Consider the following 22,776-nt stretch of genomic DNA (forward strand, 5'->3'; position numbering starts at 1 on the left):
TAGACAGCTCGTATGACATTTTTTTGAAGCAATCCGTCACATTTAACTCATGTACATCCCGCCGTTTACCGGGATTGTAGCCCCAGTCACGTATGCCGCACCGTCCGAAGCAAGAAAAGCGACCACGGACGCGATTTCTTGAGCTTGCCCCAGACGGCCCAGCGGAATCTGTGTCAACAAAGCTTCACGCTGTGCTTCCGGCAGTTCGCGGGTCATGTCGGTGTCGATGAAACCCGGTGCAACCGAGTTTACCGTAATCGAGCGCGAACCGACTTCCCGTGCCAGCGCACGACTGAAACCTTCCAGGCCGGCTTTAGCCGCAGCATAGTTTACTTGGCCAGCGTTGCCCATGGCACCCACAACCGAGCCGATACTGATAATTCGGCCCCAACGGGCCTTGGTCATGCCACGCAGAACGCCCTTGGACAGCCGATACAGGCTGTTCAAGTTGGTATCGACCACATCGAACCATTCGTCATCTTTCATGCGCATCATCAGGTTATCGCGAGTGATGCCGGCATTATTGACCAGGATCGCCGGAGCGCCGAACTGCTCCTGGATGCTTGCCAGAACCGCCGCAACAGATTCGTCGCTGGTGACATTCAGTTCAAGGCCGGTGCCTTGGATGCCGTTTTCCTTCAAGGTCGCGGCGATACGCTCGGCGCCTGAAGCGGAAGTCGCGGTGCCGATGACAACGGCGCCTTGGCGACCCAATTCCAGTGCGATAGCCTGGCCGATGCCGCGGCTTGCACCGGTCACCAGTGCAACTTTACCTTGCAAACTCATGCAAGCTTCTCCTGTTCAGGCTTGCGCTGCACGAGCGGCAGCGAAAGCGTCTGGGGTGTTGAGATTGGAAGTCGACACGCCTTCGGCGCAGCGTTTGTTCAGACCTGCCAGCACCTTGCCAGGGCCGCACTCGACCAGTTCGGTCGCGCCCTTGGCTGCCAGGGTCTGTACCGATTCGACCCAGCGAACCGGCTTGTAGAGCTGTTCCAGCAGATCCCGCTTGAGGGTCTCGAGATCCGACGCCACGTTGGCGCTGACATTCTGAACCACGGGAATCTGTGGCGCCTGCCAGTCGATGGCGGCGATGGATTCGGCAAACCGCTCGGCGGCCGGGCGCATCAGCTCGCAGTGCGACGGAACGCTGACCGGCAATGGCATCGCGCGCTTGGCGCCACGGGCCTTGCAACCTTCGATCGCGCGCTCGACAGCCGCCTTGGCGCCGGCAATGACCACCTGGCCCGGCGAATTGAAATTCACCGCGCTGACCACATCGCCTTGCGCCGCTTCGGCACAGGCTGCCAACACATCGGCGTCTTCCAGGCCGAGGATAGCGGCCATGCCACCCTGCCCGGCCGGAACCGCCTCTTGCATCAACTGGCCACGCCGCTCCACCAGCTTGACCGCGTCGCCAAGGCTCAGGCTGCCAGCCGCCACCAGGGCGCTGTACTCACCCAGGCTGTGACCGGCGACAAACGCCGGACGCGCGCCGCCTTCAGCCAGCCACAGGCGCCACAGCGCAATGGAGGCGGTCAGGATCGCGGGTTGGGTCTTGTCGGTCTGGTTGAGCTGCTCTTCCGGCCCTTGCTGGGTCAGTGCCCACAAGTCGTAGCCGAGTGCATCGGATGCTTCTTTGAATGTTTCCAGGATCAACGGGTATTGCGCGCCCAGCTCGGCCAGCATGCCGAGGGACTGCGAGCCCTGTCCTGGAAAGACGAATGCGAGGGAAGCAGACATGAAAACAAAGCCCCTAATGATCTTGTCGTCAAAAATTGACGCCCCTGGGGGCGCTAGGAAACTGACAGTTGGATGGCGGGTTGAACCGACCGGTCACATTTAAGCATTGTCGGACGAAAACGCCTAAGTTAACAAATCCTCAAGACGGCCATGCAGACGCTCAGGCAGGTTTTCCTCGATTTCAATCACCGCCCGGTTGATTGCACTCTGAAAGCCCTGCACCCCAGCCGAGCCATGACTCTTGATCACGATGCCCTGCAGCCCGAGAAAACTCGCACCATTGTGCCGTGCCGGGGCCAGGTCCGCCTGCAGACGACGCATCAGCGGCAATGCCAGCGCACCCACCGCCCTGGAAGCCAGGCTCTGCTTGAACAGGGCCTCGATGCGGCCGCCAATCATGGTCGCCAGGCCTTCGCTGGACTTGAGCAGGATATTGCCGACAAAACCGTCGCATACCACCACGTCAGCCTCGCCGCGATACAGCCCGTCACCCTCGACAAAACCGATGTAATTGATGCCCCGGGCGCTTTGCAACAATGTGGCCGCGAGCTTGACCTGCTGATTACCCTTGATGTCTTCGGTGCCGATATTCAGCAGTGCCACGCGAGGGCGAGCGATGCCCAGGGTTTCAGCCGCGACCGAGCCCATCACCGCGAACTGCAGCAAATGCTCGGCGCTGCAGTCGACATTGGCGCCCAGGTCCAGTAGCTGGCAGAAACCGCGCTGGGTCGGGATCGCCGCGACCATGGCGGGCCGATCGATCCCCGGCAGGGTTTTCAGCACGTAGCGGGACAGCGCCATCAACGCCCCGGTATTACCCGCACTGACACACGCCTGGACCTTGTCGTCGCGCAGCAGCTCCAGCGCCACGCGCATCGAGGCGTCGGGCTTGCCGCGCAGAGCCTGGGCAGGCTTCTCGTCCATGGCGATGACTTCGGCTGCCGGCGTAATCGTCAGGCGCGCGCGATCCGCAGCAGGATAACCACTGAGCAATTCTTCCAGGAGGGAGGGTTGACCGACGAGGGTCAGGTGCAGAGAGGGCGTAGCATTCAGGCAAGCGAGGCTGGCCTGAACAATGCTGCGGGGACCGAAGTCCCCGCCCATTGCGTCAATCGCGATGACTTGAGCGGACAAGTGATTACTCGTCGGCGCCCTTGTCGATCACTTTACGGCCACGGTATACGCCTTCTGGCGATACGTGGTGACGCAGGTGAACTTCACCGGTGGTTTTTTCTACAGACAGAGTGCTAGCCTCGAGAGCGTCGTGCGAACGGCGCATGTCACGGGCAGAGCGGGATTTTTTGTTCTGCTGAACAGCCATAATTGATTAACTCCTAAACGTTTGGGTCACGCTTTAACTGCGCCAATACACTGAACGGGTTGGACCGCGTTACCTCGTCCTCGCTCGGTTCGGGCTCATCTGCTCCCGCCGGCTGCTGGCATTCTTCCGGATGATGAGCAGGCACAATGGGCAAGGCGAGCAGAAGCTCCTCCTCGATCAGTGACTGCAGATCCAATGGATCTTCGCCCAGTTCCAGCACGTCATAACCTTTCGGCAACGACTGGGTATTCGCACCCTCCTTCACCACGGCGTAACTGCATTCGCTGTGGATCGGCAGGGTGACCAGCTCAAGACAACGCTGGCAAACCATTTTGACTTCAGTGTCGATAAAGCTGTGGATCACCACAGATTTACGTTCATCTCGTTCAAAAACGAATTTGGCCTGGACCGTACCGACATCGTCGGAAAGCGGGTCGCAGAGTCTCTTCAAATCGGCCAGCAGCAATTCACCTTGAAGGGTGGTGCCACGGTCAGCCAATTTGCGCGGGTCAACGTGAGGTGGAATCGGGTCATTCAACATAGGCGCAGCATTATAGGGATGCACCGGGCCATGTCAAAGGAAATTCAGCCCTGTCCGTCACTTGCACGCCTCGCTAGAATCCTCTCCTGCCTCCTGGAGACGCCAATGCTGCCTTTATTACTTGCCTCAAGCTCGGTCTACCGTCGGGAACTGCTTGCCCGCCTGGGGCTGCCGTTCGTCTGCGACTCACCGGACATCGACGAAAGCCATCGCGCCGGCGAGGCCGCGCTCGAACTGGTGAAACGCCTGGCCCGGGAAAAAGCCTTTGCCCTGGCGGACCGTTACCCGGCACACCTGATCATTGGCTCGGACCAGGTCGCCGTGCTCGGCAAGCGCATCCTGGGCAAGCCGCACACCTTCGAGAACGCCCGCGAGCAACTGCTGGCCGCCAGCGGGGCCAAGGTAACCTTCCTGACCGGCCTGGCACTGCTCAACAGCCAGACCGGCGCCTGCCAGGTCGATTGCGTTCCGTTTACCGTAACCATGCGGACATTGGATCAGGCTCGCGTGGAGCGCTATCTGCGCACCGAGCAACCGTACGACTGCGCCGGCAGCTTCAAGGCCGAAGGCCTGGGCGTGAGCCTGTTCCAGAGCACCGAAGGGCCGGACGCCACCAGCCTGGTCGGCCTGCCGCTGATTCGTCTTGTGGATATGTTGCTGGTGGAGGGTGTGGAGGTTCCCTGAACCGCCCTCCGTGGCGAGGGAGCTTGCTCCCGCTCGGTTGTGCAGCGACCGCAAAAATCTGGGGCCGCTGCGCAGCCCAGCGGGAGCAAGCTCCCTCGCCACAAGGGCAAATGCGTCACGCTTGAATCAGCGCAACGCCGGACCCTGGAAGCCCATCCACATCGCCAGATGCTCGGCGATGCTTGCGCCCAGCTTCTTCGAGAAGCGGTCAAACGGCGATTCTTCGATGGTGAAGTCCACCAGGTCCTTCTGACCGATCACATCCCGAGCCACCGAACTGGCGCTGCCCAGGCCGTCGATCAGGCCCAGCGGCAAAGCCTGCTCCCCGGACCAGACCAACCCGGAAAACAATTCCGGATGCTCCTTGTCCTTCAAGCGCTCGCCGCGGCCTTTCTTGACGCTGGCAATGAATTGCTTGTGAGTCGTGTCGAGTACGCCCTGCCAGAACGCGGTTTCTTCAGGCTTTTGCGGCTGGAACGGATCAAGGAACGACTTGTGCTCGCCAGAGGTATAGACCCGCCGCTCCACACCGAGCTTCTCCATGGTCCCGACAAAACCATAACCGGCCGCCGTCACGCCAATGGAGCCGACCAGGCTGGCCTTGTCGGCATAGATCTGGTCCGCGGCGCTGGCAATGTAATAGGCACCCGACGCGCCGAGATCGGCGATGACTGCATAGACCTTGGTGTTCGGGTGAAGCGCGCGCAACCGGACGATCTCGTCGTAGACGTAACCCGACTGCACCGGACTGCCGCCCGGGCTGTTGATGCGCAGCACCACGCCCTTGACCTTCGGATCTTCGAAGGCGGCCCGCAGACTGCCGACGATGTTATCCGCACTGGCTGGCTCCTTGTCGGCGATCACGCCTTGAATGTCGATCAACGCGGTATACGCCGAACCACTGACCGCACCTTTTTCGATACTCATCAACGGCGTGAACAGCAGCAGCGCAACGAAAAGATAAACGAAGGTCAGCAGCTTGAAGAAGATCCCCCAGCGGCGCGACCGACGCTGCTCTTGCACACCGGCCAGCAGGGTCTTTTCCAACAGCTTCCAGCTTTTTCCATCACCGCTCTCGGCATCTGCCTTGGCCGGTGCTTTCCATTCATCGGTCATGCATGCATCCCCATCAAAACGTCAACCGGCACGCTGGCTCAGCCACGCGTGCAATTCGGGAAAATGGTCAATCGCCAGGCACGGTTCAAACGCCCGGAGCGCCTCGATCGTCTGCGCGCCATAACTGACAGCGACAGAGCCCATGCCGGCATTACGCGCCATTTGCAGGTCGAACGACGAATCCCCGACCATCAGCGCCTGCTCGGGCCGCACGTTACAGTGGGCCAGGATCTGTTCAAGCATCAGCGGATGCGGCTTGCTGGCGGTTTCGTCGGCGGCGCGGGTGATGTCGAAATAATCGTCCCAGCCATGGGACTTCAGCACCCGATCCAGCCCGCGTCGAGCCTTGCCGGTCGCGACAGCCAGGTGATAGCCCTCTTCCCGCAGGGCCTGGAGCGTGTCGGCCACGCCGTCGAACAGCGGCGAAGGCTCGGCCTCCAGCGCGATGTAGTGGTCGGCATAATGCTGGCGAAAAACGCTCAACTCATCATCAGCGATTTCCGGGTACAGGCTGCGAATCGCTTCCGGCAGCCCGAGACCGATAATACCCTTCACCGCAAAATCATCCCGCCGAGCAAAACCCGTACGGTCCGACGCGACGTGCATCGACTCGACAATCCGACCGATGGAGTTGGCCAGAGTGCCGTCCCAATCAAATATCAGCAGCTTGTAGTCAGGATGCACTCAACCGCTCCACGGTCTTGGCCCACATGTCATCCACGGGGGCCTGCAATTTCAGCTCGCCGCCGTCCGGCAACGGCACGGTCAGCATGTAGGCATGAAGGAACAGGCGCTTGCCGCCCAGGTCACGGATTTCCTTGCTGAAGTCATCGTCCCCGTACTTGCTGTCACCGGCAATGCAATGCCCGGCATGCAGGGTGTGGACGCGGATCTGGTGGGTCCGCCCAGTGACCGGCTTGGCCTCGACCATGGTGGCGAAGTCGCCGAAACGGCGCAGCACCTTGAACACGGTCAGCGCTTCCTTGCCTTCTTCGTTGACTTCCACCATGCGCTCGCCGGAGCGCAGGTTGCTCTTGAGCAGCGGCGCGCGGACCTGCTTGACGGATGTTTCCCAACGACCGCGCACCAGCGCCATGTAGCGCTTGTCGACGCCATCGCCGCGCAACTGTTCGTGCAGATGGCGCAACATGCTGCGCTTCTTGGCAATCATCAACAGCCCGGAGGTGTCCCGATCCAGACGATGGACCAGCTCCAGCTCCTTGGCGTCGGGACGCAGCTGACGGAAGGCTTCGATCACGCCGAAATTCAGGCCGCTGCCGCCGTGGACCGCGATGCCCGCGGGCTTGTTGACCACGATCAGCGCCTTGTCTTCGAAGACGATGGCGGCTTCCAGGCGTTGCAACAAACCTTGCGCCAGTGGCACCGGCTCATCGCGCTCGGGCACGCGAACCGGCGGCACGCGCACGACGTCGCCCGCCTGGAGCTTGTATTCAGGCTTGATCCGACCTTTGTTCACCCGCACTTCGCCTTTGCGCAAAATGCGATAGATCAAGGTCTTGGGCACGCCTTTGAGCCGGGCAAGCAGGAAGTTATCAATTCGTTGGCCGGCATATTCCGGCGAGACCTCAAGCAGTTGAACGCCTGGGGTCGAAGGGGCAGTAGTTGTCATGGCGGCGATGATAACAATTTTTTATGGAATTGAAGCACTTAATCATTGCTGCTATAGTCGCGAACGCCGCCAAAAGTGGCTGGACAGCGGACCAGCGGTCAAAAACCGGCCCTGACCAACGCAATTCACGAGGACGAGAGGCCGTCCTACGGGGCTTTTGCTACGTAACGGTAGAGTTCGCAGGTGTAACGAGCGCAGGTGACATGAGGCCTGAAATACGCCGCAAAGCAGAGTCTTGACTCGCCTTGCGCGCCACATTCACGGCCAGTTCACAAAGTGCAGTCGCCCGCAGACGACCCCGAGCGAGAGCTTCGGAAACAACGCCTAAATGAGCCATGATGCGTGACCTCCCCTTCCGGAGCTCACGGTAAATGCCAACCCGCTGCGGATTCTGCGCGCGGCAGCACCCGAATTATCAGGGATACGTGTAGGGTGGAGATGTACAACCGTCGGACTGTGTAGCACTAGGCTTATATTTAGACGCTTCATCTCGTCCACAGGCGCCGGTTGATTCCTCCTCCTGACTGAGTGCTTGAGTACCAGCAAGCAGGACGCGTCCGTCGCGACTTCGCCATCATTGGGTCGAACTCGCTGGACACTGGAATGGCCCCGCCATCGCCAGGACGCACCTGACACCGACCGTGAGAAGTCGTGTGTGCCGAACGCCGTTTCCGGCAGCCCGGAAACCGACGGTACTACATGAAAAGAATGCTGATTAACGCAACTCAACCCGAAGAGTTGCGTGTTGCACTGGTAGACGGCCAGCGCCTCTACGACCTGGATATCGAATCCGGTGCACGCGAGCAGAAGAAGGCCAACATCTATAAAGGCCGGATTACTCGCATCGAACCAAGCCTTGAGGCTGCCTTTGTCGATTTCGGCTCCGAGCGCCACGGCTTCCTGCCCCTCAAAGAAATCTCCCGCGAATACTTCAAGAAGGCCCCCGAAGGCCGCGTCAACATCAAGGACGTCCTGAGCGAAGGCCAGGAAGTCATCGTCCAGGTCGAAAAAGAAGAACGTGGCAACAAGGGCGCCGCCCTGACCACTTTCATCAGCCTCGCCGGCCGCTACCTGGTCCTGATGCCGAACAACCCACGTGCCGGCGGTATCTCCCGCCGTATCGAAGGCGAAGAGCGCAACGAACTGCGCGAAGCCCTGAACGGCCTGGTCGCACCCGCCGACATGGGCCTGATCGTACGCACTGCCGGCCTGGGCCGCAGCAGCGAAGAAATGCAGTGGGACCTCGACTACCTGCTGCAACTCTGGACCGCGATCAAGGAAGCCTCGCTGGATCGTTCCGCACCTTTCCTGATCTACCAGGAAAGCAACGTGATCATCCGCGCCATCCGCGACTACCTGCGCCAGGACATCGGCGAAGTGCTGATCGACAGCGTCGAAGCCCAGGACGAAGCCCTGACCTTCATTCGCCAGGTGATGCCGCAGTACGCCAGCAAGATCAAGCTCTACGAAGACAGCGTTCCGCTGTTCAACCGTTTCCAGATCGAAAGCCAGATCGAGACCGCCTTCCAGCGCGTCGTCGAACTGCCGTCGGGCGGCTCCATCGTCATCGACCCGACCGAAGCCCTGGTGTCGATCGACATCAACTCGGCGCGCGCCACCAAAGGCAGCGACATCGAAGAAACCGCCCTGCAGACCAACCTTGAAGCCGCCGAAGAAATCGCCCGCCAGTTGCGCCTGCGCGACATCGGCGGCCTGATCGTCATCGACTTCATCGACATGACCCCGGCCAAGAACCAGCGCGCCGTGGAAGAAAAGGTCCGTGAGTGCCTGGAAGCCGACCGTGCCCGCGTACAGGTCGGTCGTATCTCGCGCTTCGGCCTGCTGGAAATGTCCCGTCAGCGCCTGCGTCCATCCCTGGGCGAAAGCAGCGGCATCGTTTGCCCGCGCTGCAACGGCACCGGCATCATCCGTGACGTCGAGTCGTTGTCCCTGGCGATCCTGCGCCTGATCGAAGAAGAAGCCCTGAAGGACCGCACCGCTGAAGTTCGTGCCCAGGTGCCGATCCCGGTGGCCGCGTTCCTGCTCAACGAAAAACGCAACTCGATCACCAAGATCGAACTGCGCACCCGCGCCCGCATCGTGATCCTGCCGAACGACCACCTCGAGACGCCGCACTTCGAAGTGCAGCGCCTGCGTGATGACAGCCCCGAGGCCCACACCAACCAGTCCAGCTACGAAATCGCCGCGGCCGCCGCCGAAGTCGAAGACGTCCAGCCAGCTGCCGCCACCCGCACCCTGGTTCGCCAGGAAGCAGCGGTCAAGACCGCGCCGGCCCGTGCCAACGCTCCGGTCCCGACCGAAGCCGCCGCACCGGTTGCCGCCCCGGCCGCAGCCCCGGAACCTAGCCTGTTCAAAGGCCTGGTGAAGTCCCTGGTCAGCCTGTTCGCCACCAAGGAAGAGCCTGCCGCCCCCGCCGTTGTCGCCAAGCCTGCCGCTACCGAGCGTCCAGCCCGCAACGAAGAACGCCGCAATGGTCGCCAGCAGACCCGCAACCGCAACGGTCGTCGCGACGAAGAGCGCAAGCCGCGCGAAGAACGTGCCCCGCGTGAAGAGCGCGCACCCCGTGAGCCGCGTGAAGAGCGTCAACCACGCGAAGCCCGTGAGGAAGTTCCAGCGGTAGCCCGCGAAGAACGCGCACCGCGTCCGCCTCGCGAAGAGCGCCAGCCACGCGCACCACGTGAAGATCGCAAGCCGCGTGGCGAGCGTGAAGAACGTGTTCGCGAATTGCGCGAGCCTCTGGACGCCGCACCGGCTGTTGCTGCGACTCCTGCGACTCCGGCTGCAGAACGTCCGGCTCGCCAGCCTCGCGAAGAGCGTGCACCGCGTCCGCCGCGTGAAGAGCGTCAGCCGCGCGCCGAGCAGGCAGCCGCCGAAGCCAGCGAAGAGGAAGTACTGAACACCGAGGAGCAGTTGCAGGAAGACGGTCAGGACAGCGCCGAGGGCGATCGTCCACGTCGTCGCTCCCGCGGCCAGCGTCGTCGCAGCAACCGTCGCGAGCGTCAACGCGATGCCAACGGCAACGTGATCGAAGGCTCGGAAGAGTCCGAAGCCGGCGAGAACGCCGAAGCGCCTAGCGCTGCCGACCTGGCCGCCGGCCTGGCCGTCACCGCGGCAGTTGCCAGCAGCGCGATCAGCGCCCCAGCCGAGGCCCAGGCACACGAGCAGGCCGAACGGGCCACCGCTGCGGTGGAAGAGGCAGCGGTCGAAGCGCCAGTTGTCGAAGCGATCACTCCGGTAGAAATCACTGCTTCGCCAGAAGTGGAACTCGCACCGGTTCGTGAAGCCGAGCCGCAAGCCGAAGCCGCCGCCGAGCCTGCCCCGGTCGTCGAGCAGCCGGTGGTAGCCGCTGAACCTGCCGTCGAAATGCCTGCCGAGGAAACCGCACCAGAGCCAGTACGCGAAGAGCAGACCGCTTTCAACTGGAATGCCGAGCCAGCCGCACCAGCGCCGGTTGCTGAACCGGAGCCGGTAGTAGTCGTCGAACCGCAAGTGGTCGAGCCTGCGCCAATGGTCGAGGCGCCAGTGGTTGCCGAAGCAGTGGTTGCCGAAGCAGTGGTTGCCGAAGCCCCTGCCCCGGTTGAAGCGCCTGCACCGGTCAGTGCCCTGACCCCTAACGGCCGCGCCCCGAACGATCCACGCGAAGTGCGTCGTCGCAAGCGTGAGGCCGAGCGTCTGCAGAAGGAAGCTGAACTGGCTGCCGCCGCTCAAGCGCCTGCCGCCGAACCGGCTCCGGTCGTGGAAGAAGTCGCCGAGGCAGCCCCTGCCCCGGTAGCTGAAGCCCCGACTGAATCGGCCCCGGTGATCGACGAACCTCAGCACGGTGCTGAAGAAGAAGTCGCTCCGCGTCACACTGAAGCCCTGGAAAAAGAGCACGAGCCTAAACCTCACGCCTGATTCCACCGCCCAGTAAAAAGCCCCGCCTGGTGATGCCAGGCGGGGCTTTTTTATGCCTTCGATTTGCAGGTGCCTATGAGAGCCTGGCACGAGATTTATATCCGCTGAAAAACCATGTGGGAGCGAGCTTGCTCGCGAAGGCGGTGGATCAGCTTGCATCACTGTTGAATATCAGACCGCTTTCGCGAGCAAGCTCGCTCCCACAGGGGAATTGCAACCACCATAAATTTTACGATCCTTCAAAAAATCTATCTGAAGATCAATGCCTCCGGCACGTCAATGTCCCAAGTCACACCAGGATCGTCCACCGGCACCTCGGACACTTGCGCCCCGGCGAATAACACCTTCGCACCACGATCACCGGTCAAGGCCATCAACTGCGGGCCAAACCCACGGCCAAATCCCACCGGATGCCCATACTCCCCGGCAAAAACCGGCACGCTGATGCCATCCTCGCGAATCCCTGCCACCACCGTTTCGATGCTCGACGGCAGGATAAACGGCATGTCGCCCAGCACGATCAGCCACCCAGCCACCTCCGGACAGGCTCGGACGCCGGCGGCAATACTATCTCCCAGTCCCGGTGAATCCAGCTCGACAAAATCGCATCCATAGGCCTGGGCCATGCGAATGGCCTGCGGACGGTCATTGCGGGTGACCAGCACGCGCTTGTCCAGGGAGGCCGGCAGATTGACCAGCACGTGCTCGATCACCGAGCGCACCGCGCCGTCACGGCCTGTGCAATCCGCCAGCAGCTTGTCCTTGTCGGCCCCGGCGACCTGCCGGAAACGGCGGCCCGAGCCCGCCGCGAGGATGATCACGCCAATGGACTCAGACATACCCTTCCCTCCTGGACTACAGCGGTTTCTTTTGACGCAATTCGACGCCATTCTTGATCGCGACGATTTCCGCCAGCAGCGACAAGGCAATTTCCGCCGGGGTGTGGCTGCCAATGTGCAAGCCGATGGGCCCGTGCAACCGCTCGATGGCCTGTGCTGACAAGCCTAGCTGAGCGAGGTTGTCCCGGCGCTTCTGACTGTTGACCCGTGAGCCGAGGGCGCCCACATAAAAAGCCTTGGAATCCAGGGCGGTGAGCAAGGCCATGTCGTCCAGGCGCGGGTCATGGGTCAGGGCAACGATCGCGGTGCGCTCATCGGTCTCGATGCTCAGCACCGCCTCGTCGGGCATGCCCGGAACAAAGCGGCCATGCTGCTCTTCCCAACCGTAGACGAATTCCTTGCGCGGGTCGCAGATCAACACCTCGAAATCCAGCAACCGGGCCATTTCAGCCACGTAACGCGACAGCTGTCCGGCGCCGATCAGCAACAGCCGCCAGCGCGGGCCATAAATCGCCCGCAGCGTTTTGCCATCGAACACCAACGCATCGCTTTTGCTCGCCGGTGTCAGCACCACAGCGCCGGTCGCGATAGTCAATTCCCGGGCAACTATCTCGTGGGCCTCGCACCGCGCCAGCAACTCGGCGACCCAGCCTGGATCGCCGACTCGCTCCTCTGTCAGGCGCAAGGTGCCGCCGCACGGCAAGCCGAAACGCGCCGCTTCCTCGCGTGTGACACCGTAGGTGATGAGCTGCACGGGCGGGCCATCCGCCGGAATCCGGCCGTCGTGCAGCCGGGCGATCAGGTCATCCTCGACACAACCGCCCGATACCGAACCGATCACTACGCCGTCTTCGCGCAGGGCCAGCATGGCCCCCGGAGGTCTCGGCGCGGTGCCCCAAGTCTGGACCACGGTGAACAGCACCACCCGCTGCCCGGCGCGACGCCATTCCAGCACGCTGCGCAGCACGTTCAGATCAACGCTGTCCATCAGGCTTTGGCCTGCTGCCAGCCTTGCAACTGGTAACGCACAGGCAGATCACGGATGCGCTTGCCGGTGGCGGCGAAGATTGCGTTGCACAATGCCGGCGCGATCGGCGGCACGCCCGGTTCACCAACGCCTCCCAGCGGTACTTCGCCCGGCGGAGTGACCAGGTGCACGGCTACTTCCTTGGGTGCCAGGGACATGCGCGCCACTTCGTACATGTGGAAATTGTCCTGCTGGACCTTGCCGTCCTTGAAGCTGATTTCCCCGACCATCGCGTTGCCCAGGCCCATCACGCAGGCGCCTTCGAACTGCGAGCGGATGCGCTCGGGATTGATCTGCGGCCCACAGTCCACGGCAATGTCCGCCTTGTGCACGATCACCGTGCCGTCATCCTTGACCTCGACTTCAATTGCCGCGGCCACGTAGGTGACGAAGCTGTAGTGCACCGCCAGCCCCAAGCCTCGGCCCTTGGGCAATTCACGGCCCCAGCCAGCGGCCTTCGCGGCAGTCTCCAGCACGGTGCGGATCCGCGCCGTATCGATGGGATAACGCTCGGGCGATTCGCCGTAGTTCCAGCTGTCATTCTGGCTGTTGGGGTTGATCTTGCGGTCCGGGCCGAGCAACTTCAGATGGTACTTGAGCGGATCCTGGCCGGCCTTGTGGGCCAGTTCGTCGATGAAGCTCTGGATCGCAAAACCATGGGGAATGTTCGACACCGAGCGATACCAGCCAACGCGGGTGTGGGCCACCGCCTCGGGGTTCTCCAGGCGCAGGTTGGGAATGGCATAGGCCATGTTGGTCACGCCCATGCCCACTTCGAAGGGCGCTTCGTGGGTCATGCCCGGCGCGAACAGCGCGGTGATGGTCGGAGCCACGGTGCGATGCAGCCAACCGGAGGGCAGCCCGTCCTTGTTCAGGCCGGCCTTCAGGTATTCGGCCGATACGGTATGGAAATACGAGTGATGAATGTCGTCCTCGCGGGTCCATTGCACCCGAACCGCCTGGCCGGGGAATTCCTTGGCGAGCACAGCCGCCTCGACGACGAAATCGGGTTTGGACTTGCGTCCGAAACCGCCGCCCAGCAATGTGATGTTTATCGTGACCTTCTCGAAAGGGATGCCCAGGCGTTCGGCGACACGCTCGCGGGTGACCTGGGGTGCCTGGCTCGGTGCCCAGGCTTCGCATTGCCCGTCCTTGAAGCGGGCGACCGCGACCATCGGCTCCATCGGTGACTGGGACAGGTGCGGCAGGTAGTAGGCAGCCTCCAACGTCGAATCGGCCTTGGCCAATGCGTCGTCAAGGTCGCCAGTGCTATGCAGGACTTTGCCTGGTTTCAGAGCAGCCGCTTGCAGTTCCTTGCGGTAGGCGATGGAGTCATAGCCGGCGTTCGGGCCATCGTCCCATTCGATTTTCAACGCTTCGCGGCCCTTGATCGCCGCCCAGGTGTTTTTCGCTACCACCGCCACGCCGCCCAGCGGCTGGAATTCGGAGGGCAAAGGGCGTCCTTCGATCTGCACCACCTTGATCACGCCCGGCACCTTCAACGCCGCGCTGCTGTCCACGCTCCTGACCTTGCCACCATAGACCCGTGGGCGGGCCACGACGGCGTAGAGCATGCCGTCGAAATGCACGTCGGCACCGAACACCGCTCGGCCGTTGACGATGTCCGCGCCGTCGATGGCACGGCTCGCTTCCTTGCCAATGTAACGAAACTCCGACGGCTGCTTGAGGCGCAGGCTGTCGCGGGCCGGAACCGGCAAGGCCGCCGCGGCGGCGGCCAACTCGCCATAACCCAGTTCGCGCCCCGAAGGCTGATGCACCACTTTATGCAGTTGCGCACGGCATTCGCCCACCGGCACTTTCCACTGGGCAGCGGCGGCCAATTCAAGCATGGTCCGGGCGGCGGCACCGCAACGGCGCATCGGCTCGTACCAGTGACGCATGCTGCGCGAGCCGTCGGTGTCCTGGTTGCCGAAGCGCGCCTCGTCGGCTGGCGCCTGCCTGACCTTGACGAGCGCCCAGTCGGCGTCGAGTTCGTCGGCCACCACCATGCTCAGGCTGGTGCGCACGCCCTGGCCCATTTCCGAACGGTTGCAGATCACCGTGACGCTGCCGTCAGCGGCAATGCTTACGTAGACCTTGGGGTCGTCGACTGCACCATGGGGCATGCCCTCGGCGCCGAACTTCTTCTCTTCGGCAAAGGCCTCCGGCAGCCCCCAGCTGGCGGCCAGCACCAGCACACCCGTGGCGCTGGCGCCCTTGAGGAAACCCCGACGACTGAGGTTGCTCAGCACAAAATCATTCGGCAAGCGGCTCATGCCTTGGCCTCCTTCAGGTGAGTGGAGGCCTGACGGATCGCGGTCTTGATCCGGTTGTAGGTGCCGCAGCGGCAGAGGTTGCCGACCATGGCCTCTTCGATCTGTTCATCCGTCGGGTTGGGGTTGGTCTTGAGCAATGCCGTGGCGGACATGATCTGCCCGCCCTGGCAAAAACCACACTGGGCCACGGCGGTGTCCAGCCAGGCCTTCTGTACAACCTGGCCGACCGGGTCGACGTGAAGCGCATCAATCGTGCTGACGTTCTGGCCTTTCACCGAGCCGATCGGCGTGATGCAACTGCGCGCCGGGGCGCCATCGATGTGGATCGTGCACGCGCCGCACAGGCCCATGCCGCAGCCGAACTTGGTGCCGTTGTAGCCGGCCACGTCGCGGATCGCCCACAGCAGCGGCATGTCCTCGGTGACATCCAGTTGATGATCTGTTCCATTGAGTTTCAGGGTAATCATGGGCACGCCCGCATTCGTTTCGAGTTATGGGGTCGAGCAATCTGCCGTTGGGTGATCGGTTCGGTGTCGCAGACTGGCTCAGGCTGATCCGGCTCTCTTGTGCAAACGTCAACAGCGTCTGCACCGGGCCTTGGGGATGCGTATGCTCGCATCGTCAGCCAATTAAATTAACCCAGGAACAAGCAAAACGCCCTGCACAATCCTGCACGAATGAGCGTGTGCAGGTCATGCAGGGCGTTTTTTTGTTCACGCAGGGCCATGCGCGCGTCAGTACCGATTCGGCTCCATCTCCAGATCGACCTGGAAACGTTCGGCAATGTCCTTCTGGATCCGTTGAGCCAGGTCCAGCAATTGCAGGCCGGTGGCATTGCCATAGTTGACCAGCACCAGTGCCTGCAACTTATGGACGCCGGCGTCGCCCTCGCGAAAGCCCTTCCAGCCAGCGCGTTCGATCAGCCAGCCGGCAGCGATTTTCATCTGCCCCCCAGGCTGTGGATAAGCCACCAGGTCAGGGTATTGCAGCTTGAGGTGGGCCACGTGGGTGGCGTGCACCAACGGGTTCTTGAAGAAGCTGCCGGCGTTGCCGAGTACGGCGGGGTCCGGAAGTTTTTCGCTGCGGATGCTGCAAATCGCCCGACTGACATCCGAAGGCGTTGCCTGAGCGATGCCTTGCTCGCTCAGGCGCTGGCGGACCGGGCCGTATTCCAGGTGCAGATGCGCGACACGACTGAGGGCAAAACGTACCCGCAGGATCAGCCAGCGCCCCGCCTGCTGCTTGAACAGGCTGTCGCGGTAGGCGAAGGCGCACTCTTCAAGGGTGAAGTCGCGCAACTCGCCGGTGTGGCGATCCAGCGCGGTAAGGCCGGCGAAGACATCCTTTATCTCCACGCCGTAGGCACCGATATTCTGCATCGGTGCCGCCCCTACCGTACCGGGAATCAGGCTGAGGTTCTCCAGCCCCGACCAACCTTGCGCCAGCGTGTGCTGGACAAAAGGATGCCAGGGCTCCCCGGCCTCGGCCTCGATCACCAGACGTTCGCCGTCGTCGCTGAGCAGGCGGATCCCCCGGCTGGCCATGCGCAACACCAGCGCGTCGATGTCATCGGTCAACAGCAGGTTGCTGCCGCCGCCGATCACCAGCAACGGCAGATCATGCCCGGCGGCATAGGCCAGCGCCTCGCGGACATCGGCATCGCTGTGGGCCTCGGCGAACAACCGTGCGGCGACGTCCACGCCAAAGCTGTTGAACGGCTTGAGGCTGACACCGGCCTGGACATGCAAGGTCATAACCGCCCCTTCACTTCGATGACCAGGCGATCCGTGGCCTGTTCGATCAGGTCGAGCACCTGCTCGAAACCCTGTTCGCCGTCGTAGTACGGATCAGGGACATCATCGAGCTCAGCCTCGTAGCGACGCAGGAACAGATCGAGCTCGGCCTTGCCACTGGCCGGTTGCAGTGCCTTGAGGTTGCGCAGGTTGTTGCTGTCCATCGCCAGGATCAGGTCATAGGCGGCGAAATCGGCGCGGGTGACTTGCCGGGCCCGCTGGGCCGACAGATCGTAGCCACGTCGCAGGGCCGCGGCCATGCTGCGTTTATCAGGGGCCTTGCCGACGTGCCAGTCACCGGTCCCGGCAGAGGCGACTTCGACTTGCCCCTCCAGCCCGGCCTCGCGCAGCTTATGGCGCAGGATGCCTTCGGCGGTGGGCGACCGGCAAATGTTGCCAAGGCAGACGAACAGAACCCGCATCAAGCCTCCAGCAGGCGACGAACGCGCTCGAGGTCTTCGGGAGTGTCTACACCGGTCGGCGGCGCGATCAGCGCATCGGCGACATGGATCCGCACGCCATGCCACAACGCCCGAAGCTGCTCGAGGGCTTCGGTGTTTTCCAGCCAGCACGGGCCCCAAGCGACGAAGTCCTGAAGGAAACCGGCGCGGTAGGCATAGATACCGATATGGCGACGGTACGGCACGCCTTCGGGCAACACGTCGCGGTCCTGAGCGAATGCCTCTCGGGCCCAAGGCAAAGTGGCACGACTGAACGTCAGCGCCAGGCCATCGAGGTCGCTGACCACCTTGACCACGTTGGGATTGAACAGCGTCTGCACGTCCTCGATCGGCTCGGCCAGGGTGGCCATGCGCGCCTCTGGGTGCGCCGCCAGGTTCGCCGCAACCTGATCAATCACGCTCGGCGGGATCAGCGGCTCGTCGCCCTGCACGTTGACGACGATTGCGTCGGGCGCCAGACCGAGTTTCCCAGCCACTTCCGCCAGGCGGTCAGTACCGGAGCTGTGGTCCTCGCGGGTCATCACCACTTCGGCGCCAAAGCCCTGGCAGGCCTCCACGATGCGCGCATCGTCCGTTGCCACCACCACACGCTGGGCGCTGCTCTTGCAAGCCTGCTCCCAGACATGCTGGATCATCGGCTTGCCGGCGATCAGCAGCAACGGTTTACCGGGCAAGCGCGTGGAGGCAAAGCGCGACGGAATGACAACGGTAAAAGCTGTACTCATTTATCCAGGCGCTCGTCAGTGGTCAGGGTACGGGCTTCGCTTTCGAGCATCACCGGGATGCCGTCGCGAATCGGATAGGCCAGGCCGGCGCCCTTGCTGATCAGCTCGGTCTTGTCGGCACTGAGCTTGAGCGGGCCTTTGCAGACCGGGCAAGCCAGGATGTCGAGCAGTTTGGTGTCCATGAAATTCCCCTGGGTATAACGTTTTAAGGCAAGAGCCGATCCGGCAACAGGCGCATCAGCTGCGTATCGAACCAGGCCGCGAAGGCTGGCGAAGGCGCGGCGTCAACCGCCAGGTACCACCAGTCGGGCGCGGCGAAGGCACGGCATTTGACCGCGTCCTTTTCTGTCATGACCACTGGCAATGACGGTTCGAAATCGAAGGCCTGGGCACTGTATTCGGCATGATCGGCAAACCCGTGCGGTACAGGCCGCCAGTGTAGCGTTTCGAGGGTATTGAAGAAACGCTGGGGGTTGCCGATACCGGCCACGGCATGCAGGGCCTGGCCGGGAGGAAAATGGTCGAGGGGGCGCCGTTCGCCACTGGCCAGGTTGATCAGCGCGGTGGGCCGCAACTCGAACGCGAAGCCGTCCTCGCGATCAGCGCTGGCGCCGTTGAACAGCACGGCGTCGACCGAGCGCAGGCGCTCCACCGGCTCGCGCAACGGGCCGGCCGGCAGGCAACGGCGGTTGCCCAGGCCACGGGCGCTGTCGATCAATACCAGTTCGAGGTCACGGGCCAGGCGGTAATGCTGCATACCGTCGTCGGACAGAATCAGGTCCAGTGGCTCGGCGTCCAGCAGTGCCCGGACAGCGCGGCTGCGATCAGGATCGATCATCAACGGCACGCCGCTGCGCTGGACGATGAGCAGCGGTTCGTCGCCCGCGACGTCGGCGCCCTGCTCGGCCTCGACTCGCCATGGCAATTGCGGCGGCCTGGCGCCGTAACCCCGGCTGACCACGCCGACCCGCAGGCCACTGCGCTGGCAATGCTCGATCATCCAGAGGATCAACGGCGTCTTGCCGGTGCCGCCAACGGTGATGTTACCCACCACAATCAGCGGCACCGGCGGCTGGTAGATCTCGCCCTCGCCCGCCAGGAAGCGCTCGCGCTTGCCGGTCACTACGCGTCGGTACAGCCATTCAAGCGGGCGCAGCAGCACCAGGGCGGGATGCCCCTTGTACCACGCGGCAAGCAATCGATCGGACATGGCCATCAAGGTGCCGGCGCCGCCTCGATCGTGGTCATGCGCAGGTGGCTGAAGCCGAGCTTGCCAGCCGCGTCCATGGCGGTGATGACCGATTGGTGAGGCGTCTTGCCGTCGGCGCTGATGGCCAGCGGCAGGTTGGTATCACCGCCGGACTCCCTCTGCAGGGCCTCGATCAGGCTCGCCAGGTCGCTCTTGGGCAGCAACTGGTTGTTCACCGAGAACGCGCCCTCGGCGCTGATGGTGACTTCCAGGTTTTTCAACTGCTGGTCCTCGGCCGGCGAACCACTCACCGCTTGCGGCAGCTCAACCTTCAACTGGGTTTCCCGGGTGAAGGTGGTGGTCACGACGAAAAACAGCAGCAGGATGAACACCACGTCGATCAGCGACGCCAGGTTGATCTCGATATTTTCCCGTGGTTTGCGGCGGAATTTCACTTCTTGCCCCCGGCCAGGTCCACGTCACGGTCGCCCTGCACCACCTCGACCAGCTTGATGGCTTCCTGCTCCATGCCCACCACCAGCTCGTCGACGCGGCGCTGCAGGAAGCGATGGAAGAACACGGCCGGGATACCCACCATCAGGCCCGCGGCGGTGGTGATCAGTGCCTTGGAAATACCGCCCGCCAGCACGGCGGCATTGGTCGTCATGCCGGAACCGGTGAACGCGCTGAAAATGTCGATCATGCCGAGGACCGTGCCCAACAGGCCCAGCAATGGCGACATGGCCGCGATGGTCCCAAGGGCATTGATGTAGCGCTCCAGGTCATGAATGACGCGCGCGGCGGCCTCCTCGATGCACTCCTTCATGATCTCGCGACCATGCTTGGAATTCGCCAGGCCTGCCGCGAGGATCTCCCCCAGCGGCGAGCTGGCTCGCAGCTCCTTGAGCTTGTCCTTGTTCAGCTGCTTGTCCTTGATCCAGACCCAGACCTGCCCGAGCAGATGCTCCGGGGTCACGCGGCTGGCCCGCAGGGTCCACAGGCGTTCGGCAACGATACCCAGTGCCGCGATGGAACTCAGAATGATCGGCAACATCATCCAGCCGCCGGATTTGACCAATTCCCACACAGTGACAGCCCCCTCGAAAAAGTGCGCCACTTTATCATACAGACTCGCTGTGCAGGCCCGCCCTGCCGACAACACGGCAAGAACGCTGCGCCAGATCAATGCTCCGACGCTGGCCCGGCAGGCGGCGGATCACGCCAGTAACGGCGAATGCCCGCCTGGCCAAGCGCAGGTGTAAAGGCGCCGAGTTGCAGACGAATGGCACCTTGTTCGGCACTGTCGTAGATAACCATGCCCAAGCGTCGATAACGCTCCATCACCCACGGAGGGGATGGCCGAACGCATTGTTGCGCCCCCGGGAAATCAATACCGAATGGGGCTCGAGGCGCGCCAGCAGCGCCATCGACGATGAGCTGCGGCTGCCATGGTGCGGCGCTGCCAGCCACTGGGTCGGCATCGCCAAGGGACTGTCGAGCAAGGCCCGTTCGGCATGGGTATCGATATCGCCGGTCAGCAGCAACCGCTCGCCACCGGCCTCGACCAGCAAGACACAGGATTTCTGGTTGCTCTCGACAGCCGATGGCCAGCGCCACAGTTCGAACCTGACCCCGTCCCATTCCCAGCGTTCGCCGCTATCGCACGCCCCTGCCTGCAGATCGACGGGCAGCGCCTCGGGATCGCCGCTGACCACCCGACGGGTCGGCAATCCGTTGCGTACGGCTTGTGCACCGCCGGCGTGATCGGCATCGGCGTGACTGAGCAGCAGCATGTCCAAGGTACGCACACCGAGCCTGTGCAAGGTCGGCACCACCACGCGCTCGCCCGCATCGGCGTCGCCAAATCGCGGCCCTGCGTCATAAAGCAAGACGTGCCGCTGGGTGCGCACGAGGATCGCCAGCCCCTGGCCGACGTCCAGTTGCCAGATTTCGGCTTGCCCGTGGGGTACTTCTTCCCGTGGGGGGAAAACCATCAGCATCAGCATCGGCCAACCCAGGATCCGCAGCGGTACGCCCTTGGGCAGCAACAGCAGCGCAGTGCCGAGCGCCGCCACGCACCAGGCCCACAGCGGCACCGCGGGAGGCACCCAGGCTGGCATCTGCCCGGCTGCCAGCGCGAGCGCCTTGAACAGCAGATCGAGCAAGCCGCCGGCAATCCAGAGGAGGCTCTCGCCTATGTAAGGTATCGGTAGCAACGCGGTGCCAAGCAAGGCCGAAGGCAACACCAGCAGACTGACCCAGGGCACCGCCAGCAGATTGGCCAACGGACCGCTGAGGCTGACCGGCAGCCCGAGGATCAAGAGTAGCGGGCACGACCCGAGAGCAATCAACCACTGGGCGCGGGTCCAGGTCTGCCACCAACGCCAGGGGCCCAGGCGACCGCCGAAGGTAAACATCAGAACGGCCACCGCGGCGAACGACAACCAGAACCCCGGCCGCAGGCTCGCCAGCGGATTGAGCAGCAGCACTGCCAGGAGCGCCAACAGCCAGGCTTTCCAAGGATCGGCCTGGCGAAAGCGCAAGCGCCACAGCAGCACCAGTCCGATCATCACACAGGCCCGCCGCACCGGCACTTCGAAACCGGCGAGCAGGCCGTAACCCAGCGCCGCGGTGAACGCCAGCACGCACGCCCAAGGCAGCCATGGCAACCACGCCGGCCAGACACCATGACGCGCCGCGCCGGCGACCAGCAGGTATACGAGGCCGGCGAACAGGCCGATGTGCTGCCCGGAAATGACCAGCAGATGGATCGTGCCGGTGTCTTGCAGCACCTGCCAATCTTCGCGACTCAACCCGGAGCCATCGCCAAGGACCAATGCCATCAGCGCCCCGGAACGCCCTTGGGCATCGACTTTCGCCAATGCCTGGCGCACCCCGTCGCGCCAGGCGCCCTGGGCCGGTTGCAGGCGTCGCCCTTGCTTGACGCTGCCGGTCGCGCCAATGCCGCGGCTCAACAGCCACGCCTCATAGTCGAAGCCATGGGGATTGAGCAGCCCCGCGGGTCGCTTGAGCTTTACCGCCAGGCGCCATTTCTCACCGCTGCTGACCGGCGGCCCGCCATACCAGGCCAGGCGCATCGAGGTTGGCAAGCGCGTGCGCCTCGACTGGATATCGGCCAACTCGAAACGCACCGTTCCATCGCCGTGTTGCGGCAAACCGACGACCCGCCCTTCGACCCAGCGCGTCTCGCCGTCCAGTGCGAAGGGCAACCGTCCGTCCAGTGCATGGTGTGCGGCGAGGCTCGCCCAGACCAGCCCGAAGAGGAAGCAACCCGCCGGGTACAGGCGAAACGGCAGTACCATCAACGCCAGCGTCGCCATGGCTGCGATCAGCCATGGCGACGGCAGTACCGGTAGAAAAACCGGGGCCAGCAGCCCCAGTGCAAGCGCGACCATTGCCGTGCGCATAAGCCCATCCTTGAGAGTCCCTCTCCAGGCTTAGCCGGTGCGGGGCACCGTGGGCGTTAACAATTGTCACAAAGTCTGAATCTCCCGGTTG

21 protein-coding genes and 1 pseudogene are annotated in these 22,776 nt (G+C 63.1%); 2 read left to right on the top strand and 20 right to left on the bottom strand.

The features are described 5' to 3' along the window. Positions 1-42: 42 nt before the first annotated feature. The 5 genes from fabG to J3P94_RS19890 all read right to left on the bottom strand — a co-directional run bounded on the left by fabG (position 43) and on the right by J3P94_RS19890 (position 3,602). Positions 43-786, bottom strand: a complete 744-nt coding sequence (fabG, locus tag J3P94_RS19870) for a 3-oxoacyl-ACP reductase FabG (protein WP_434569353.1) — start codon at positions 784-786, stop codon at positions 43-45. Positions 787-801: 15 nt separating this feature from the next. Next, positions 802-1,740 carry an ACP S-malonyltransferase gene (fabD, locus tag J3P94_RS19875; protein WP_434569354.1) on the bottom strand — a complete coding sequence of 313 codons (939 nt, stop codon included), beginning with the start codon at positions 1,738-1,740 and terminating at the stop codon, positions 802-804. A 123-nt stretch (positions 1,741-1,863) separates the two neighbouring features. Further along, positions 1,864-2,874: a phosphate acyltransferase PlsX gene (gene plsX / locus J3P94_RS19880; RefSeq protein ID WP_434569355.1), complete on the bottom strand. Its 1,011-nt coding sequence runs from the start codon at positions 2,872-2,874 to the stop codon at positions 1,864-1,866. 4 nt (positions 2,875-2,878) lie between these two features. Continuing rightward, positions 2,879-3,061, bottom strand: coding sequence for a 50S ribosomal protein L32 (gene rpmF, locus J3P94_RS19885; protein ID WP_003179396.1), 183 nt, complete (start codon positions 3,059-3,061; stop codon positions 2,879-2,881). A gap of 13 nt (positions 3,062-3,074) precedes the next feature. Then, a complete protein-coding gene (locus J3P94_RS19890; RefSeq protein WP_003204262.1) occupies positions 3,075-3,602 on the bottom strand; it encodes a YceD family protein in 528 nt (175 codons plus the stop codon). A gap of 105 nt (positions 3,603-3,707) precedes the next feature. Here J3P94_RS19890 and J3P94_RS19895 point away from each other — a divergent pair, with 105 nt between their 5' ends. After that, positions 3,708-4,286, top strand: a complete 579-nt coding sequence (locus tag J3P94_RS19895) for a Maf family protein (RefSeq protein WP_434569356.1) — start codon at positions 3,708-3,710, stop codon at positions 4,284-4,286. Positions 4,287-4,412: 126 nt separating this feature from the next. Here the strand turns inward: J3P94_RS19895 and J3P94_RS19900 are convergent, their stop codons facing one another. From J3P94_RS19900 to rluC, 3 genes are read right to left on the bottom strand one after another with little or no spacing between them, the layout of a single operon-like run. Further along, positions 4,413-5,402 carry a S49 family peptidase gene (locus J3P94_RS19900; RefSeq protein ID WP_434569357.1) on the bottom strand — a complete coding sequence of 330 codons (990 nt, stop codon included), beginning with the start codon at positions 5,400-5,402 and terminating at the stop codon, positions 4,413-4,415. Between the two features lie 21 nt (positions 5,403-5,423). Beyond that, positions 5,424-6,086 carry an HAD-IIIA family hydrolase gene (locus tag J3P94_RS19905; protein WP_434569358.1) on the bottom strand — a complete coding sequence of 221 codons (663 nt, stop codon included), beginning with the start codon at positions 6,084-6,086 and terminating at the stop codon, positions 5,424-5,426. After that, complete coding sequence (gene rluC / locus J3P94_RS19910) at positions 6,076-7,032, bottom strand: 23S rRNA pseudouridine(955/2504/2580) synthase RluC (protein ID WP_434569359.1); 957 nt, start codon at positions 7,030-7,032, stop codon at positions 6,076-6,078. The genes J3P94_RS19905 and rluC overlap by 11 nt, the downstream gene beginning before the upstream one ends. A 699-nt stretch (positions 7,033-7,731) precedes the next feature. Between rluC and rne the strand changes: the two genes are divergently transcribed. Then, positions 7,732-10,947 (top strand): ribonuclease E, encoded by a 3,216-nt coding sequence (gene rne, locus J3P94_RS19915; protein ID WP_434569360.1) that lies wholly within the window; start codon positions 7,732-7,734, stop codon positions 10,945-10,947. A 248-nt stretch (positions 10,948-11,195) separates the two neighbouring features. Here the strand turns inward: rne and J3P94_RS19920 are convergent, their stop codons facing one another. The 12 genes and pseudogenes from J3P94_RS19920 to J3P94_RS19975 all read right to left on the bottom strand — a co-directional run bounded on the left by J3P94_RS19920 (position 11,196) and on the right by J3P94_RS19975 (position 22,685). Beyond that, a complete protein-coding gene (locus tag J3P94_RS19920; protein ID WP_434569361.1) occupies positions 11,196-11,786 on the bottom strand; it encodes a nucleotidyltransferase family protein in 591 nt (196 codons plus the stop codon). Between the two features lie 16 nt (positions 11,787-11,802). Continuing rightward, a complete protein-coding gene (locus J3P94_RS19925) occupies positions 11,803-12,774 on the bottom strand; it encodes an XdhC family protein (protein ID WP_434569362.1) in 972 nt (323 codons plus the stop codon). Beyond that, positions 12,774-15,089 carry a molybdopterin cofactor-binding domain-containing protein gene (locus J3P94_RS19930; protein WP_434569363.1) on the bottom strand — a complete coding sequence of 772 codons (2,316 nt, stop codon included), beginning with the start codon at positions 15,087-15,089 and terminating at the stop codon, positions 12,774-12,776. Before J3P94_RS19930 ends, J3P94_RS19925 begins: the two co-directional genes overlap by 1 nt. Next, positions 15,086-15,556, bottom strand: a complete 471-nt coding sequence (locus J3P94_RS19935) for a (2Fe-2S)-binding protein (protein ID WP_434574256.1) — start codon at positions 15,554-15,556, stop codon at positions 15,086-15,088. Before J3P94_RS19935 ends, J3P94_RS19930 begins: the two co-directional genes overlap by 4 nt. Before the next feature lie 267 nt (positions 15,557-15,823). After that, positions 15,824-16,843 carry a UDP-N-acetylmuramate dehydrogenase gene (gene murB, locus J3P94_RS19940; protein ID WP_434569364.1) on the bottom strand — a complete coding sequence of 340 codons (1,020 nt, stop codon included), beginning with the start codon at positions 16,841-16,843 and terminating at the stop codon, positions 15,824-15,826. Beyond that, positions 16,840-17,304: a low molecular weight protein-tyrosine-phosphatase gene (locus J3P94_RS19945; RefSeq protein WP_434569365.1), complete on the bottom strand. Its 465-nt coding sequence runs from the start codon at positions 17,302-17,304 to the stop codon at positions 16,840-16,842. Before J3P94_RS19945 ends, murB begins: the two co-directional genes overlap by 4 nt. Continuing rightward, a complete protein-coding gene (gene kdsB, locus J3P94_RS19950) occupies positions 17,304-18,068 on the bottom strand; it encodes a 3-deoxy-manno-octulosonate cytidylyltransferase (RefSeq protein ID WP_434569366.1) in 765 nt (254 codons plus the stop codon). The genes J3P94_RS19945 and kdsB overlap by 1 nt, the downstream gene beginning before the upstream one ends. Beyond that, a complete protein-coding gene (locus tag J3P94_RS19955) occupies positions 18,065-18,250 on the bottom strand; it encodes a Trm112 family protein (RefSeq protein WP_003179363.1) in 186 nt (61 codons plus the stop codon). The genes kdsB and J3P94_RS19955 overlap by 4 nt, the downstream gene beginning before the upstream one ends. Before the next feature lie 23 nt (positions 18,251-18,273). Further along, positions 18,274-19,284, bottom strand: coding sequence for a tetraacyldisaccharide 4'-kinase (lpxK, locus tag J3P94_RS19960; protein ID WP_434569367.1), 1,011 nt, complete (start codon positions 19,282-19,284; stop codon positions 18,274-18,276). Continuing rightward, a complete protein-coding gene (locus tag J3P94_RS19965) occupies positions 19,284-19,712 on the bottom strand; it encodes an ExbD/TolR family protein (RefSeq protein WP_434569368.1) in 429 nt (142 codons plus the stop codon). Before J3P94_RS19965 ends, lpxK begins: the two co-directional genes overlap by 1 nt. Further along, positions 19,709-20,344 (bottom strand): MotA/TolQ/ExbB proton channel family protein, encoded by a 636-nt coding sequence (locus J3P94_RS19970; protein WP_305496069.1) that lies wholly within the window; start codon positions 20,342-20,344, stop codon positions 19,709-19,711. Before J3P94_RS19970 ends, J3P94_RS19965 begins: the two co-directional genes overlap by 4 nt. A 95-nt stretch (positions 20,345-20,439) precedes the next feature. Further along, positions 20,440-22,685 (bottom strand): annotated as a pseudogene (locus J3P94_RS19975) (DNA internalization-related competence protein ComEC/Rec2). Positions 22,686-22,776: the final 91 nt, after the last annotated feature.

The organism is Pseudomonas sp. Z3-8 (assembly GCF_051131975.1).
Lineage (GTDB): Bacteria > Pseudomonadota > Gammaproteobacteria > Pseudomonadales > Pseudomonadaceae > Aquipseudomonas.